The 15,542-nt window shown below is 76.0% G+C and carries 2 protein-coding genes; both read left to right on the top strand.

The features are described from left to right. Positions 1 to 4,463, top strand: a 4,463-nt coding sequence (locus DQE82_RS30370) for an SDR family NAD(P)-dependent oxidoreductase (protein WP_113974885.1), incomplete at its 5' end; no start/stop codon positions are given. Positions 4,464 to 4,509: 46 nt separating this feature from the next. Continuing rightward, a partial coding sequence (locus DQE82_RS30375; protein WP_113974886.1) for a type I polyketide synthase occupies positions 4,510 to 15,542 on the top strand: 11,033 nt, incomplete at its 3' end.

Raw genomic sequence — 15,542 nt, forward strand, 5'->3', positions numbered from 1 at the left:
GGACGATGGCGTCGGTGGACCTGTCGGCGGAGGCGGTGGCTGAGCGGCTGTCGGCGTTCCCGGGTGTCGGGGTGGCGGCGGTGAACGGTCCGTCGACGGTGGTGGTGTCGGGTCCGCCGCAGCCGGTTGCGGATCTGGTGGAGGCGTGTCAGGCCGACGGGGTGCGGGCGCGGTTGATCCCGGTGGACTACGCGTCGCACTCCGTGGCGGTGCAGGACGTCGCGGAGCAGTTGCGCGCGGACCTGGCCGACGTGAGCCCGCAGCCGGGGCACACTCGGCTCGTCTCGACGTTGACGGGGGACTGGGTCGACCCGTCCTCGATGGACGCCGGTTACTGGTACGACAACCTGCGGCAGACCGTGCAGTTCGACGCCGCCGTGCGCGTCGCTGTCGCCGCCGGGCACACCACGTTCATCGAGATCAGCCCCCACCCGGTGTTGACGATGCCGGTGACGGCGATCCTGGACGACGCCGGCGCCACCGGGCACACCCTGGGCAGCCTGCGCAGGGGCGACGACGATCCGACGCGGCTGCTGACCAACCTGGCTACCGCCCACGCGATCGGCCTGCCCGTCGACCTGACGGCCGTCCTCGCCGAGACCGACGTGGTGGCACTGCCCACCTACGCCTTCGAACGGGGACGCTACTGGCTGGACGCGCCCGCGCACCGCGTACGCGACGTCGCCTCGGCCGGCCTCCAGGACACCGGGCACCCGCTGCTCAGCGCGGCCGTACCCGTCGCCGACGACCGGACGGTGGTGCTGACCGGGCGGCTGTCGGTGCGTACCCACCCGTGGCTGGCCGACCACGCCGTCGGCGGGGCGGTGATCGTCCCCGGCACCGGCGTCGTCGACATGGTGGTCCGGGCCGGCGACGAGGTCGACGCCGGCCAGGTGGGCGACCTGACGCTGATCAACCCGCTGGTGCTCCCCGCGACCGGCGCGGTGCAGGTGCAGGTACGAGTGGGCCCGCCCGCCGACACCGGCGAGCGGAGCGTCACCGTGCACTCCCGCCCCGAAGAGGACGCCGACGCCGAGTGGACCCGGCACGCCGAGGGACTCCTCCTGCCGCAGCTGCCCGCCCCGACCGCCGTACCGGGGCAGTGGCCGCCGGCCGACGCCGTCGAGGTCGACGCCGACCTGGACGCCTGGTACGTGCAGACGGCCGAGGGCGGCCTCGGCTACGGCCCCTCCTTCCGGGGGCTGCGCCGGGTGTGGCGCGGCGACGGCGAGGTCTACGCCGAGGTGGCCCTGCCCGAGGAGGCGAGCGCCGACGCATCCCGCTTCGGGCTGCACCCGGCCCTGTTCGACGCGGCCCTCCAGGCCAGCGGCGTCACCGCCCTGCTCGGCGACGCGGCGGACACCTCGGGGGCGGGCTGGATGCCGTTCGCCTTCCGCTCGGTCGCCCTGCACGCCCACGGCGCCACCCGGCTGCGGGCGCGGCTGCGCCCGCTCGGCCCGGACACCGTCGCGGTCACGCTCGCCGACACCGCCGGCCAGCCGGTCGCCACCGTCGAGTCGCTGACGTTCCGCCCGGTCGCCGCGGGCCGGGCCGACGAGGCCGCCGCCCTGCGCCGCACGTCGGTGTTCCACCTGGACTGGACGCCGTTGACGGACACCGGCGCGGCGGCCGGGGAGGCCCGCTGGGCGCTGCTCGGCGACGACACCCTCGGCCTCGCCGGGGCGCTCGCCGCCGCCGGGCACCCGGTGCGGTCCCACGCCGACCTGGCGGCGCTGATCGCCGAGATCGGGGAGTCCGGGGACGTACCCGATGTGGTGCTGGACCTGCGCTCCGGCGCGGAGCCGGACCCGCAGCGGGCCGGTGAGGCCGCGCACGACGCGGCCCGCGACGCCCTCGCGCTGGTGCGGCAGTGGCTGGGCGAACCCCGGCTGGAGCGGTCCCGGCTCGTGCTGCACACCCGGGGCGCCGTCGGCGCGGCCCCGGGCGAGGCCCCCTGCGACCTGGCCCGGGCGACCCTGTGGGGGCTGGTCCGCTCGGCGCAGTCCGAGCACCCCGGCCGGTTCACGCTGCTCGACACCGACGACGCCGCCGCCTCCCTGGCGGCCGTCCCGGCGGCCGTCGCCTCCGGCGAGCCGCAGCTCGCGCTGCGCGACGGCGCGCCGCTCGTGCCCCGGCTGGCCCGGGCCCGCGACGCCGGTGTGTTGCCGCTGCCCGCCGACGAGGTGCCGTGGCGCCTCGACGTCACCGAGAAGGGCACCCTGGAGAACCTCGCCCTGCTGCCCGGTCCCGAGGCGGGCGGGGAACTGCCGGCGGGCCACGTCCTGGTCGGGATGCGCGCCTCCGGGCTGAACTTCCGCGACGTGGTGCTGGCCCTCGGCATGGTCCCCGACCAGGAGGTGCTGGGCAACGAGGGCGCCGGCGTGGTGCTCGGCGTGGGGCCGGGCGTCGCCGACCTCGCCCCCGGCGACCGGGTGATGGGCATCTTCTCCGGCTCGTTCGCCTCGGCGGCGGTCACCGACCGCCGGCTGGTCACCCGCATCCCCGACGGCTGGTCCTACACCGACGCCGCCGCCGTGCCCGTGGTCTTCCTGACCGCGTGGTACGGGCTGGTGGAGCTGGCCCGGCTGCGCGCGGGCGAGTCCGTGCTCGTGCACGCGGCGGCCGGCGGCGTGGGCATGGCCGCCGTGCAGATCGCCCGCCACCTCGGCGCGGAGGTCTACGGCACGGCCGGCCCCGGCAAGTGGCCGGCGCTGCGCGACACCGGCTTCGACGACGCGCACCTCGCCTCCTCCCGCAGCCTCGACTTCGCCGACGAGTTCGCCCACCGCACCGGCGGGCGGGGCGTCGACGTGGTGCTCAACTCCCTGCGCGGCGAGTACGTCGACGCGTCGCTGCGGCTGCTCGCCGACGGCGGCCGGTTCGTCGAGATGGGCAAGACCGACAAGCGGGACCCGCGGCGGGTCGCCGCCGACCACCCGGGCGTCAGCTACCAGGTCTTCGATCTCATCGAGGCCGGCCCGGAGAAGATCGGCGCGATGCTGGGCGAACTGATGGCGCTTTTCGCCGCCGCTGCGCTGCGGCCCCTGCCCCGGCGCACCTGGGACGTCCGGCGCGCCCCCGAGGCGTTCCGCTTCCTCAGCCAGGCCCGGCACGTCGGCAAGCTGGCCCTGAGCATTCCGCAGGCGCCCCGGCTCGACGGCACGGTCCTGGTCTCCGGGGCGACCGGCACCCTCGGCGCGCTGCTCTGCCGGCACCTGGTCACCGCGCACGGCGCCCGGCAGCTGCTGCTGGTCAGCCGGCGCGGCCCGGACGCCGAGGGCGCCGACGAACTGCTCGCCGACCTGAAGGCGCTCGGCGCGGACGTGTCGATCGTCGCCGCCGACCTGGCCGACCCGGACGCCGTGGCGGACGTGCTGTCCATGGTGGACCGGCGGCATCCGCTGCGCGCCGTCGTGCACGCCGCCGGCGTCCTCGACGACGCCACCGTCGAGTCGCTCACCCCCGACCGCCTCGCCGCGGTGCTGCGGCCCAAGGTCGACGTGGCGTGGAATCTGCACCGGGCCACCCTCGGCCACGACCTGAGCGCGTTCGTGCTCTTCTCCGCCGCCGCGGGCGTGTTCGGCGGTCCGGGCCAGGGCAACTACGCCGCCGGCAACGCGTTCCTCGACGCGCTGGCGGAGCACCGGCGGGCCCTCGGCCTGCCGGCGGTCGCGCTGGCGTGGGGCCGCTGGGCACAGGCCAGCGGCATGACGGGCCACCTCGACTCGGCCGACATCCGCCGCCTCGACCGGGGCGGCATGGCGGCGCTCTCCGACGCCGAGGGGCTCGCCCTGTTCGACGCTCTCTGGCGCTCGGAGCGGGCGACACTCATGCCCGCCAAGATCGCCACCGGCGTGGCCGCGCCCGGGTCGCCCGTACACCCGCTGCTGACCAACCTGGTCCGCGCCGCCGGCCGCCGGGCCGCGGCCGGCGAGGCCGCCGACGGGCAGGCGTACGCCGAGACGCTGCGCGCCCTGCCCGACGACAAGCGGGTACGTGCCCTGCGCGACCTGGTGCTGGCGCACGTGGCGGTCGTTCTCGGCCACGGCGACCCGGCCGGCATCGAGCCGACCCGCGCGTTCCGGGAACTCGGCTTCGACTCGCTGACCGCCGTGGAGCTGCGCAACCGGCTCGGCGCGGCCACCGGGCTGCGGCTGCCGGCGACGCTGGTCTTCGACAACCCGACGCCCGAGGCGCTCGCCGTCCACCTGGCCGGGCAGTTCGCCCCGGTGAGCCCGGCCGGCGAGCCGTCGGCGGCGGGCCGGGAACTCGACCGGCTGGAGGCGGCGCTCGTCGGGCTGGACCCGGCCGACGACGAGTTCCGCCGGATCACCGACCGGCTGCACGGCCTGCTGGGCCGGCTGACCGAGCGGCAGGCGGACGCGGACGGCGACGACGACCTGGAGTCGGCCACCGCCGAGAACATCTTCGACCTGATCGACCGCGAGCTGGAGACGTCGTGACCACCAGCCGCAACGACATCGGCATGCCGAGTGAGGTAGGTCCACGGTGAGCAACGAGGACGAGAGGTACGTCGAGTACCTGAAGCGTACGACCTCGGAGCTGCGGCGTACCCGGCGTCGGCTGCGCGAGCTTGAGAGCCGGGACTCCGAGCCCATCGCCATCGTGGCGATGAGCTGCCGCTACCCGGGCGGCGTCGACAGCCCCGAGGCGCTGTGGCAGCTCGTGCACGACGGCGGCGACGGGATCGGGCCGTTCCCCGCCGACCGGGGCTGGGACCTGGAGAACCTCTTCCACCCCGATCCCGACCACCCGGGCACCAGTTACGTGCGCGAGGGCGGCTTCGTCTACTCCGCCGCCGACTTCGACGCCGACCTGTTCGGCATCTCGCCCCGCGAGGCCCTCGCCATGGACCCGCAGCAGCGGCTGCTGCTGGAGACCTCCTGGGAGGCGTTCGAGCGGGCCGGGCTGCCGCTGCCGGCCGTCCGGGGCAGCCGTACCGGCGTCTTCGTCGGGGCGTCGTCGCACGGCTACGACGGCATGATGGCGCAGGCCGAGAACGGCGAGGGTCACCTGCTCACCGGCAACGCCACCAGTGTCATCTCCGGCCGCGTCGCGTACACCCTCGGGCTGGAGGGGCCGGCGGTCACGGTCGACACCGCCTGCTCGTCCTCGCTCGTCGCCATCCACCTGGCCGCGCAGGCCCTGCGCAACGGCGACTGCGAGCTGGCCCTGGCGGGCGGCGTGACGGTGATGCCCACCCCGGCGGTCTTCGTCGGCTTCAGCCGGCAGCGCGGTCTCGCCGCCGACGGGCGGTGCAAGGCGTTCGCCGCCGGCGCGGACGGCACCTCGTGGTCCGAGGGCATCGGCATGCTGCTGCTCACCCGGCTCTCCGACGCGCAGCGGCACGGCTACCCGGTGCTCGCCGTGGTACGCGGTAGCGCGGTCAACTCCGACGGCGCGTCCAACGGGCTCAGCGCCCCGCACGGCCCCTCCCAGGTGCGGGTCATCCGCCAGGCCCTCGGCAACGCCCGGCTCACGCCCGAGCAGGTCGACGTGGTGGAGGCGCACGGCACGGGCACCCGGCTCGGCGACCCGATCGAGGCGCAGGCGCTGCTGGCCACGTACGGGCAGGACCGCGACGAGGCCGCGCCGCTGCTGCTCGGGTCGGTGAAGTCGAACATCGGGCACACCCAGGCAGCCGCCGGCGTGGCCGGTGTGATCAAGATGGTGCTGGCGATGCGGCACGGCGTCGTGCCGTCCACCCTGCACGTCGACGAGCCGTCGCCGCAGATCGACTGGACCGCCGGGGCCGTCACCCTCGCCACCGCCGTCACGCCGTGGCCGGCCGTGGACCGGCCGCGCCGGGCCGCCGTGTCGTCGTTCGGCGTCTCCGGCACCAACGCGCACACCATCATCGAGCAGGCCCCGGCTCCCGCCGAGGTCGAGGCCGAGGCCGAGCCGACCACGCCGCAGGCCCGCACGGTGGCCCCCGTGCTGCTCTCCGCCCGCTCCGACGCCGCGCTCGCCGCGCAGGCCGGCCGCTGGGCCGCCCGGTTCGCCGCCGACGACACCCTGCGCCCGCTCGACGTGGCCTTCTCGTCGGTCACCTCCCGCTCCACCCTGGACCGTCGGGCCGTGCTGTCCGCGACCGGCCGCGACGAACTGCTCGCGGGGCTGCGCGCCCTCGCCGCCGGGGAACCGGCCGGCACCGCCGTGCTCGGTGCCGGCGCGCCGCGCGGCCAGCTCGCGGTGCTCTTCTCCGGCCAGGGCGCGCAGCGCGCCGGCATGGGCCGGGAGCTGTACGCGGAGTTTCCCGTCTTCGCCGCCGCCCTCGACGAGGCGTGCGGGCACCTGGACAGGGCCCTGCCGCGCCCGCTGCGCGAGGTGCTCTTCGCCGCCGAGGGCTCGGCCGACGCCGACCTGCTGGACCAGACGGTGTTCACACAGGCGGGGCTGTTCGCCGTCGAGGTGGCGTTGTTCCGGTTGGTCGAGTCCTTCGGGGTCGTGCCGGATTTCGTGGGTGGCCATTCGATCGGCGAGGTCACGGCCGCGTGTGTGGCCGGGGTGCTGTCGCTGGAGCACGCCTGCGCGCTGGTGACGGCGCGGGGCCGGTTGATGCAGGCGCTGCCCGCCGGGGGTGGGATGCTGGCCGTCGCGGCCACCGAGACCGACGTGGCGGCCACGCTGGACGGGCTGGCCGGAGTGGGGATCGCGGCGGTCAACGGTCCGCAGGCCGTCGTGGTCTCCGGCGCCGTCGAGGCCCTCGACGAGGTGGAGCGGGTCTGGCGTGAGCGGGGCATACGCGTCCGCCGCCTCACCGTCAGCCACGCGTTCCACAGTCCGCTGATGGAGCCGATGCTCGCCCGGTTCCGCGCGGTGCTCGACAAGCTCACCTTCGCCGCGCCGTCGCTGCCGGTCGTGTCGAACGTGACCGGGGCACTGGCCGACGCCGACGAGATCCGCACGCCCGACTACTGGGTGCGCCACGTCCGCGAGGCCGTCCGCTTCGCCGACGGGGTCGCCGCGCTGCGCGCCGCCGGGGCGGACACGTTCCTGGAGATCGGCCCGCGCAGCGTACTGACCGCGATGGCGGCCGACATCCTGCCCGCCGACGACGCCGTGCTGGCCGTCGCCGCGCAGCGCGCGGACCGGCCCGAGGCGCACGGGCTGCTGGCCGGGCTGGCCGAGTTGCACGTGCGCGGGGTGGCGGTCGACTGGCGGCAGTGGTTCGCCGACACCGGCGCGCGCCGCGTGGACCTCCCCACGTACGCCTTCCAGCACCAGCGCTACTGGCCCGAGGTCGGCGGCACCGCCGCGACGGCCGTGCCGGGTGACGCCGCCGAGGGGGACTTCTGGGCGGCCGTGGAGCGTGGCGACCTGACCGGGGTCGCCGCCCACCTGGCCGTGCAGGACGATCCCGCGGCAGTGGAGGCGCTCGCCCCGGCCGTACCGGTGCTGTCGTCGTGGCGGCGGGCCCGGCAGCGCGACGCCGTGGTGGACGGCTGGACCTACCGGGTCGAGTGGGAACCCGTACGCCCCGCCGCCGTTCCGGCGCTGACCGGCCGCTGGCTCGTCGTCACCGCCGACAACGACGACGCCGGGGTGGCCGGCACGCTGACCGGTGCCGGCGCCCACGTCGACACCCTGACCGTCGCCCCGGGCGTCGATCGCGCCGAGCTGACCGGGCTGCTGCGCGGCCACGGCGAGCAGGGCTGGGCCGGCGTGCTCTGCGTGCTGCCCGCGACCGACCGGGCGCTGCCGGACGCCCCGGCCGTCTCCGTCGGCGCCGCGCTGCTGCTCACCCTCACCCAGGCGCTCGCCGACGCGGGCCTGCCCGGCCGACTCTGGTGCCTCACCCGGGGCGCCGTGCGCGCCGGGGCCGGCGAGACCCTCACCGACCCGTGGGCCGCCCTGGCCTGGGGCCTCGGGCGGGTCGTCGCCCTCGAACAGCCGGACCGCTGGGGCGGCCTGGTCGACCTGCCCGCCCGCGCCGACCGCGCCACGGCCGACGCGCTGCTCGCCGTCCTCGCCGACGCCGGGCACGACCAGGTGGCGATCCGCCCCCAGGGCGTCCTCGGCCGGCGGCTGGTGCCGGCCGTGCCGCCGGTGGGTGTGGGTTGGCGGCCTGCCGGGACGGTGCTGGTGACCGGTGGTACGGGTGTGTTGGGTCGGCATGTGGCGCGGTGGTTGCTGGCGAACGGGGCCGGTGAGGTGGTCCTCGCCTCGCGGCGGGGTCCGGGGGCGCCGGGTGCGGCGGAGTTGGTGGCCGAGTTGGGTGCGGTGCGGGTGGTGGGGTGCGACGTCACCGACCGGGCCGCCGTCGAGGCTCTGGTCTCCGGGCTGCCGGAGCTGACCGCCGTCGTGCACACCGCCGGCGTGATCGACGACGGCGTCCTCGACGGGCTCGACCTGACCCGGATGCAGGCCGTCCTCGACGGCAAGGTCCGCGCCGCCCGGGTCCTGCACGAGGCCACCGCCCACCGCGACCTCGACGCGTTCGTGCTCTTCTCCTCCCTCGCCGGCGTCATCGGCAGTGCCGGGCAGGGCAACTACGCGGCGGCCAACGCCTATCTCGACGCGTTCGCGGCCTGGCGACGCGACCAGGGCCTGCCCGCCACCGCCATCGCCTGGGGCGCCTGGGCTGAGGACGGCATGGCCGCCGCCCTGACCGCCCGGCTCGCCCGGGGCGGGGTCGACGCGCTCCCCGCCGCCGAGGCCGTCACCGCCCTCGGCCGGCTGGTCAACACCGCCGAGCCGGCGGTCACCGTCGCCGCCGTCGACTGGGGACGCCTCGCCGCGTCCTGGGGCCGGCCCACGCCACTGATCGCCGCCCTGCCCGGGGTGCCCGCCGTGCCCACCGGTCCCGTCCGCGCCGTGGTGGTCGGCCGGTCCCTGCCGCAGCTCGCCGACCTCGTACGCACCCAGGCCGCCGTCGTGCTCGGCTACCCGGCCGGGCGGCCGCTGCCCGAGCGCACCTTCCGTGACCTCGGCTTCGACTCGCTCACCGCCGTCGAGCTGCGCAACCGGCTGACCGCCGAGACCGGTATGACCCTGCCCGCCACGCTGGTCTTCGACCACCCCACGGTCGCCGAACTCGCCGCCCACCTGCACGGCCTCACCGCCGGGCACACCACCGGCGAGGTGGTCGCCGACGGCACCGGCCGTGACCGCGAACCGATCGCCATCGTCGCCATGAGCTGCCGCTTCCCCGGCGGGGTCACCTCGCCCGAGCAGCTCTGGGACCTGCTGGCCACCGGCACCGACGCGCTGAGCCTGATGCCCGGCGAGCGCGGCTGGAACCTCGCCGAGCTGTACCACCCCGACCCCGAGCACCTCGGTACCAGCTACGTCCGGGAGGGCGGCTTCGTCGCCGGTGCCGGCGAGTTCGACCCGGCGTTCTTCGGCATCAGCCCCCGCGAGGCCCTCGCCATGGACCCGCAGCAGCGGCTGCTGCTGGAGACCACCTGGGAGGCGTTCGAGCGGGCCCGGATCGACCCGACCGCCCTGCGCGGCAGCCGCACCGGCGTGTACGTCGGCACCAACGGCCAGGACTACGGCTCGCTGCTGATGGCCACCGGGGACGTGGACGAGAACTACCTCGCCACCGGCACCTCCGCCAGCGTCATCTCCGGCCGGCTGGCGTACACCTTCGGGCTGCACGGCCCGGCCGTCACCGTCGACACGGCCTGCTCGTCGTCGCTGGTCGCGATGCACCTGGCCGCGCAGGCCCTGCAGACGGGGGAGTGCGACCTGGCCCTGGCCGGCGGCGCCACCGTGATGGCCACCCCCGGCATCTTCGTCGGCTTCTCCCGCCAGCGCGGTCTCGCCGCCGACGGCCGGTGCAAGCCGTTCGCCGGAGCCGCGGACGGCACCGGCTGGGGCGAGGGCGTCGGCCTGCTGGTGCTCCAGCGGCTCTCCGACGCCCGCCGCGACGGCAACCCGGTCCTCGCCGTGCTGCGCGGCAGCGCCGTCAACCAGGACGGCGCCTCCAACGGCCTCACCGCCCCCAACGGCCCCGCCCAGCAGCGGGTGATCCGGCAGGCCCTCGCGAACGCCGGACTCACCGCCGAGCAGGTGGACGCCGTCGAGGCGCACGGCACCGGCACCACCCTCGGCGACCCGATCGAGGCGCAGGCCCTCATCGCCACGTACGGCCAGGACCGGCCCGCCGACCGGCCGTTGTGGCTCGGCTCGATCAAGTCGAACATCGGGCACACCCAGGCGGCGGCGGGTGTGGCCGGGGTGATGAAGATGGTGCTGGCGATGCGGCACGGGGTGCTGCCGCCCACGCTGCACGTGGACGAGCCCACCCCGCACGTCGACTGGACCGGCGGCAGCGTCGAGCTGCTCACCTCCGCCCGGCCGTGGGAGCCGGCCGACGGGGTACGCCGCGCCGCCGTCTCCTCGTTCGGGATCAGCGGCACCAACGTGCACACCATCCTCGAACAGGCCCCCGCCGACGAGCCGGAGCCCGGACCGGCGGCCGACGTGCCGACCGGGGAGCTGCCCTGGGTGCTCTCCGGGCGCACCGTCGACGCCCTCACCGCCCGCACCCGGGACCTGCGCGAGCACCTCGGCACAGTGGACGACGACGCGCTCGCCGACGTCGGCTGGTCGCTGGCCGCCACCCGCGCCGCCCACGACCACCGGGCCGTCGTCTTCGCCGCCGACCGCGACGACCTGGCCGCGTCCCTCGACGCGCTCGCCGCCGGCCGGCCCGGCCCGCAGACCGTCACCCGCGCCCCCGGCACGCCGGGCGAGGTCGCGTTCGTCTTCCCGGGCCAGGGATCGCAGTGGGCCGGGATGGCCGCCGAGCTGCTCGACACCGCCCCCGTCTTCGCGGAGACGTTCGCCGCCTGCGCCGAGGCGCTGCGCCCGTACGTCGACTGGTCACCGACCGACGTGGTGCGCGGCGCGCCCGACGCCCCGTCGCTGGAGCGCGTCGACGTCGTGCAGCCCACCCTGTTCGCGGTCAGCGTCTCGCTCGCCGCGCTCTGGGAGTCGTACGGGGTGCGCCCCGGAGCCGTCGTCGGCCACTCCCAGGGGGAGATCGCCGCCGCGTACGTCGCCGGTGGCCTCACCCTCGACGACGCGGCGGCCGTGGTCGCGCTGCGCAGCCGGATCATCGCCGGCATCGCCGGGGACGGCGGCATGGTCTCGGTCGCCACCACCGCCGACGAGGCCACCGCGACGATCGCCCGCTGGGCCGGCCGCATCGCCCTGGCCGCCGTCAACGGACCCACCTCCGTCGTGGTCTCCGGCGACGGCGCCGCCCTCGACGAGCTCGTCGCCCACTACGAGTCCCACGAGGTGCGGGTGCGCCGCGTCCCCGTGGACTACGCCTCCCACTCCGCCCACGTCGAGCAACTGCGCGAGCAGCTCCTGGAACTGCTCGCCGGGCTGCGGCCCCGCACCGGCGAGGTCCGGTTCCGCTCCACCGTCGAGGGGGACTGGCTCGACACCGCCGCCCTCGACGCCGACTACTGGTACCGCAACCTGCGGCAGACCGTCCGCTTCGACGAAGCGGTACGCAGCCTCGTCGCCGCCGGCTACCAGACCTTCGTCGAGGTCAGCGCCCACCCCGTGCTGACGATGGCCACGCAGGAGAGCGTCGAGCTGGCCGCCGCCGACCCGGACGCGGTCACCGTCACCGGCAGCCTGCGCCGGGGCGAGGGCGGCCTCGGCCGCTTCCTGCGCGCCCTGGCCGAGGTCTGGGCCGGAGGTACGGCCGTGGACTGGCGGCCCGCCTTCGCCGGCCTCGCCGGGCGTCGCCTCGACCTGCCCACGTACCCGTTCCAGCGGCAGCTCTACTGGCCGCAGCCGTCGACCGCGCCCGCCCCCGCGGTCGGGACCGCCGGTGCCGTGGCCGACGACGAGGTCGACGCCCGGTTCTGGGCGGCCGTCGAGGCGGAGGACCTGACCGCGCTCACGGCTGAACTCTCCGCCACGACCGAGCCGGGGCCCGTCCCGGAGACGGCGTTCGCCGACGTGCTGCCGGTGCTCGCCGCCTGGCGTCGCCGGCACCGCGACCAGGCCACCGTGGACTCGTGGCGGTACCGGGACAGTTGGACGCCCGTCGCCCCCGACGCCTCCGGCGAGCCGGCCGTCACCGGCACCTGGTGGCTGCTGACCGGCCCCGACGACACCGGCGCGGCCGAGGCCGGCTTCTGCGCCGAGGCGTTGCGGCGCCACGGCGGCACCGTCGTACCGCTGGCGCTGGACGCCGACCGCACGGACCGCGCGGCGCTCGCCGCCCGGCTGCGCGACCTCGCCGACGGCGGCCCCCGCCCCGCCGGGATCGTGTCGCTGCTGCCGCTCGACGAGACGCCCGCCCCGGCGTACCCGTCCGTGCCGGTCGGCTTCGCCGGCACCGTCACCCTCGTGCAGGCGCTCGGCGACGCCGGCGTCCGCGCGCCCCTGTGGTGCCTCACCCGGGGCGCCGTCGCGACCGGCCCGGCCGACCCGCTGCCGCACCCGCTCCAGCAGCTCACCTGGGGCTTCGGCCGGGTCGCCGCGCTGGAGCACCCGGACCGCTGGGGCGGCCTCGTCGACCTGCCCGACGAGCTCGACGACGCGGCCGGCCGCCGGCTCGTGCGCGTCCTCGCCGTTGCCGACGGGGAGGACCAGGTCGCGCTGCGGTGGGCCGGCGCGTTCGGCCGGCGACTGCTGCACGCCCCGCTCGGCGACACGCCCGCCCCGCGCGCCTGGCGGCCCTCCGGCACCGCCCTGGTCACCGGCGGCACCGGCGCGCTCGGCGGGCACATGGCCCGCTGGCTCGCCGCCAACGGCGCCGCCCACCTGGTGCTGGTGAGCCGGCGCGGCCGGCAGGCCGAGGGCATCGCCGACCTCGAGGCCGAACTGGTCGCACTGGGCGCCCGGGTCACAGTCGCCGCCTGCGACGCCGCCGACCGCTCGGCGCTCGCCGCCGTCCTCGCCGACCTGCCGTCCGAGCACCCGCTGACCACAGTCGTGCACACCGCAGCCGTGCTCGACGACTCGGTGATCAACTCGCTGACGCTGGACCAGGTCGACTACGCGCTCAGCGCGAAGGTCACCGCCGCACTGAACCTGCACGAGCTGACCCGCGAGCTGGACCTCGACGCGTTCATCCTGTTCTCGTCGATGGCCGGCACCGTCGGCAGCTCCGGCGTGGGCAACTACGCCCCCGGCAACGCGTTCCTCAACGCCCTCGCCGAGCACCGCCGCGCCCTCGGCCTGCCCGCCACCTCCATCGGTTGGGGCGCCTGGGGCGGCGGCGGCATGGCCGACGGCGAGTTCGGCCGGATGCTGCACCGCCACGGCGCGCCCGAGATGCCGCCGCGGCTCGCCGTCGCGGCCCTGCACCAGGCCGTCGAGCACGACGAGACGTTCCTGACCATCTCGAACATCGCCTGGGAGCGGTTCTTCGTCGCGTTCACCGCCACCCGGCCCGGCCCGCTGATCTCGGAGATCCCCGAGGCGCAGCGGTTGCAGGCCACCAAGGGACTGGCCGAGACGAAGGAGACCGACGAGGCCGGCCCGGCCGGCGCGTTCACCCGGATGAGCGCCGCCGAGCGCCAGCAGGCGCTGCTCGACCTGGTCCGCGACCAGGCGGCCACGGTCCTCAGGTACGCCGACGGCCAGGCCGTCGACCCGCACCACGCGTTCCGCGACCTCGGCTTCGACTCGGTGACCGCGGTGGAACTGCGCAACCGGCTCGCCACCGCCACCTCGCTGCGGCTGCCGGTGACCCTGGTCTTCGACTACCCGTCGCCGACCGCGCTCGCCCGGCACCTGCACGAGGAACTGGGCGGGGAGGCCGCCGTGGCCGTCGAGGCCGCCCCGGTGGCGTTCGGCGACGACGAGCCGGTGGCCATCGTGGCCATGTCCTGCCGCTACCCCGGCGGGGCCAACGATCCCGAGCGGTTCTGGCAGATGCTGCACGCCGGCCGCGACGCCGTGTCGGACCTCCCCGGCGATCGGGGTTGGGACGTCGAGCGCCTCTACGACCCCGACCCCTATTCCACCGGCACCTCCTACGTCCGCAGCGGCGCCTTCCTCTACGAGGCGGCGGAGTTTGATGCCGGTTTCTTCGGGATTTCCCCCCGCGAGGCGTTGGCCATGGACCCGCAGCAGCGGTTGTTCCTGGAGGTTTCGTGGGAGGCGGTCGAGCGGGCAGGGGTTGAGCCTGGGGTTCTGCGGGGTTCGCGAACAGGGGTGTTCGTGGGCACGAATGGTCAGGACTATGGGGCCCTGCTGATGGTGGCGGGGGACGAGGTGGAGGGCTTCGCGGGAACGGGCAACGCCGCGAGTGTGGTGTCGGGTCGGGTGGCGTACGCGTTGGGGTTGGAGGGGCCGGCGGTGTCGGTGGACACGGCGTGTTCGTCGTCGCTTGTGGCGTTGCACCTGGCGGTGCAGTCGCTGCGGCGTGGCGAGTGCGACCTGGCCCTCGCCGGCGGCGTGACCGTGATGGCGACGCCCGGGCTGTTCGTGGAGTTCTCTCGGCAGCGGGGCCTGGCGGCCGACGGCCGGTGCAAGGCGTTCGCGGCGGGTGCGGACGGCACGGGCTGGGGCGAGGGTGTGGGCGTGCTGCTGGTGGAGCGGCTGTCGGACGCGCGGCGCAACGGTCACGAGGTGCTGGCGATCGTGCGGGGCAGTGCCGTCAACCAGGACGGCGCCTCGAACGGGCTGACCGCCCCGAACGGTCCCTCGCAGCAGCGGGTGATCCGGCAGGCGCTGGCCTCGGCGCGGCTCTCCGCGGCCGATGTGGACGTGGTCGAGGCGCACGGCACGGGCACCACGCTCGGCGACCCGATCGAGGCGCAGGCCCTGCTCGCCACGTACGGGCAGGAGCGCGACGAGCCGCTGCTGCTCGGCTCGGTCAAGTCGAACATCGGCCACACCCAGGCCGCCGCCGGCGTCGCCGGTGTGATCAAGATGGTGCTGGCGATGCGGGAGGGCGTGGTTCCCGCGACGCTGCACGTGGACGAGCCGTCGCCGCACATCGACTGGACCTCCGGGGCCGTCGAGCTGGCGATCGAGTCGCGGCCGTGGCCGGCCGTGGACCGGGCGCGCCGGGCGGCGGTGTCGTCGTTCGGAATCTCCGGCACCAACGCCCACGTCATCATCGAACTGCCCGAGGACCTCCCCGCCGAGAGCGTGGAGCCCGACGGCGAGGCCGCCGAGGATCGCAGCCCGGGGCTCGTGGCCTCCGACGTCGTCGTCTGGACGGTGTCGGGGCGGTCGAAGGGCGCGCTGGCCGGTCAGGCCGCTCGCCTGGCCCGGCACGTCCGCGCGCACGCCGACCTCGACGCGGCGGCGGTGGGCTGGTCTCTCGCCGCCACCCGGTCGACGTTCGACCAGCGGGCGGCTGTGGTCGGGTCGAGCGCGGAGGAGTTGCTGGCGGGGCTGGACGCCCTGGCGGCTGGTGCGCCGGCGGGGAACCTGGTCACGGGTACGGCCGTCGGGACGAGTGCGGTGTTCGTGTTCCCGGGTCAGGGTGCGCAGTCGGCGCGGATGGCGGCGGGTCTGGTGGGTCGTGCGCCGGTGTTCGACGCGCGTCTGGCGGAGTGTCAGCGGGCCCTGGCCCCGTACCTCGA

Source organism: Micromonospora sp. LHW51205, from assembly GCF_003315815.1.
Classification (GTDB): domain Bacteria; phylum Actinomycetota; class Actinomycetes; order Mycobacteriales; family Micromonosporaceae; genus Micromonospora; species Micromonospora chalcea.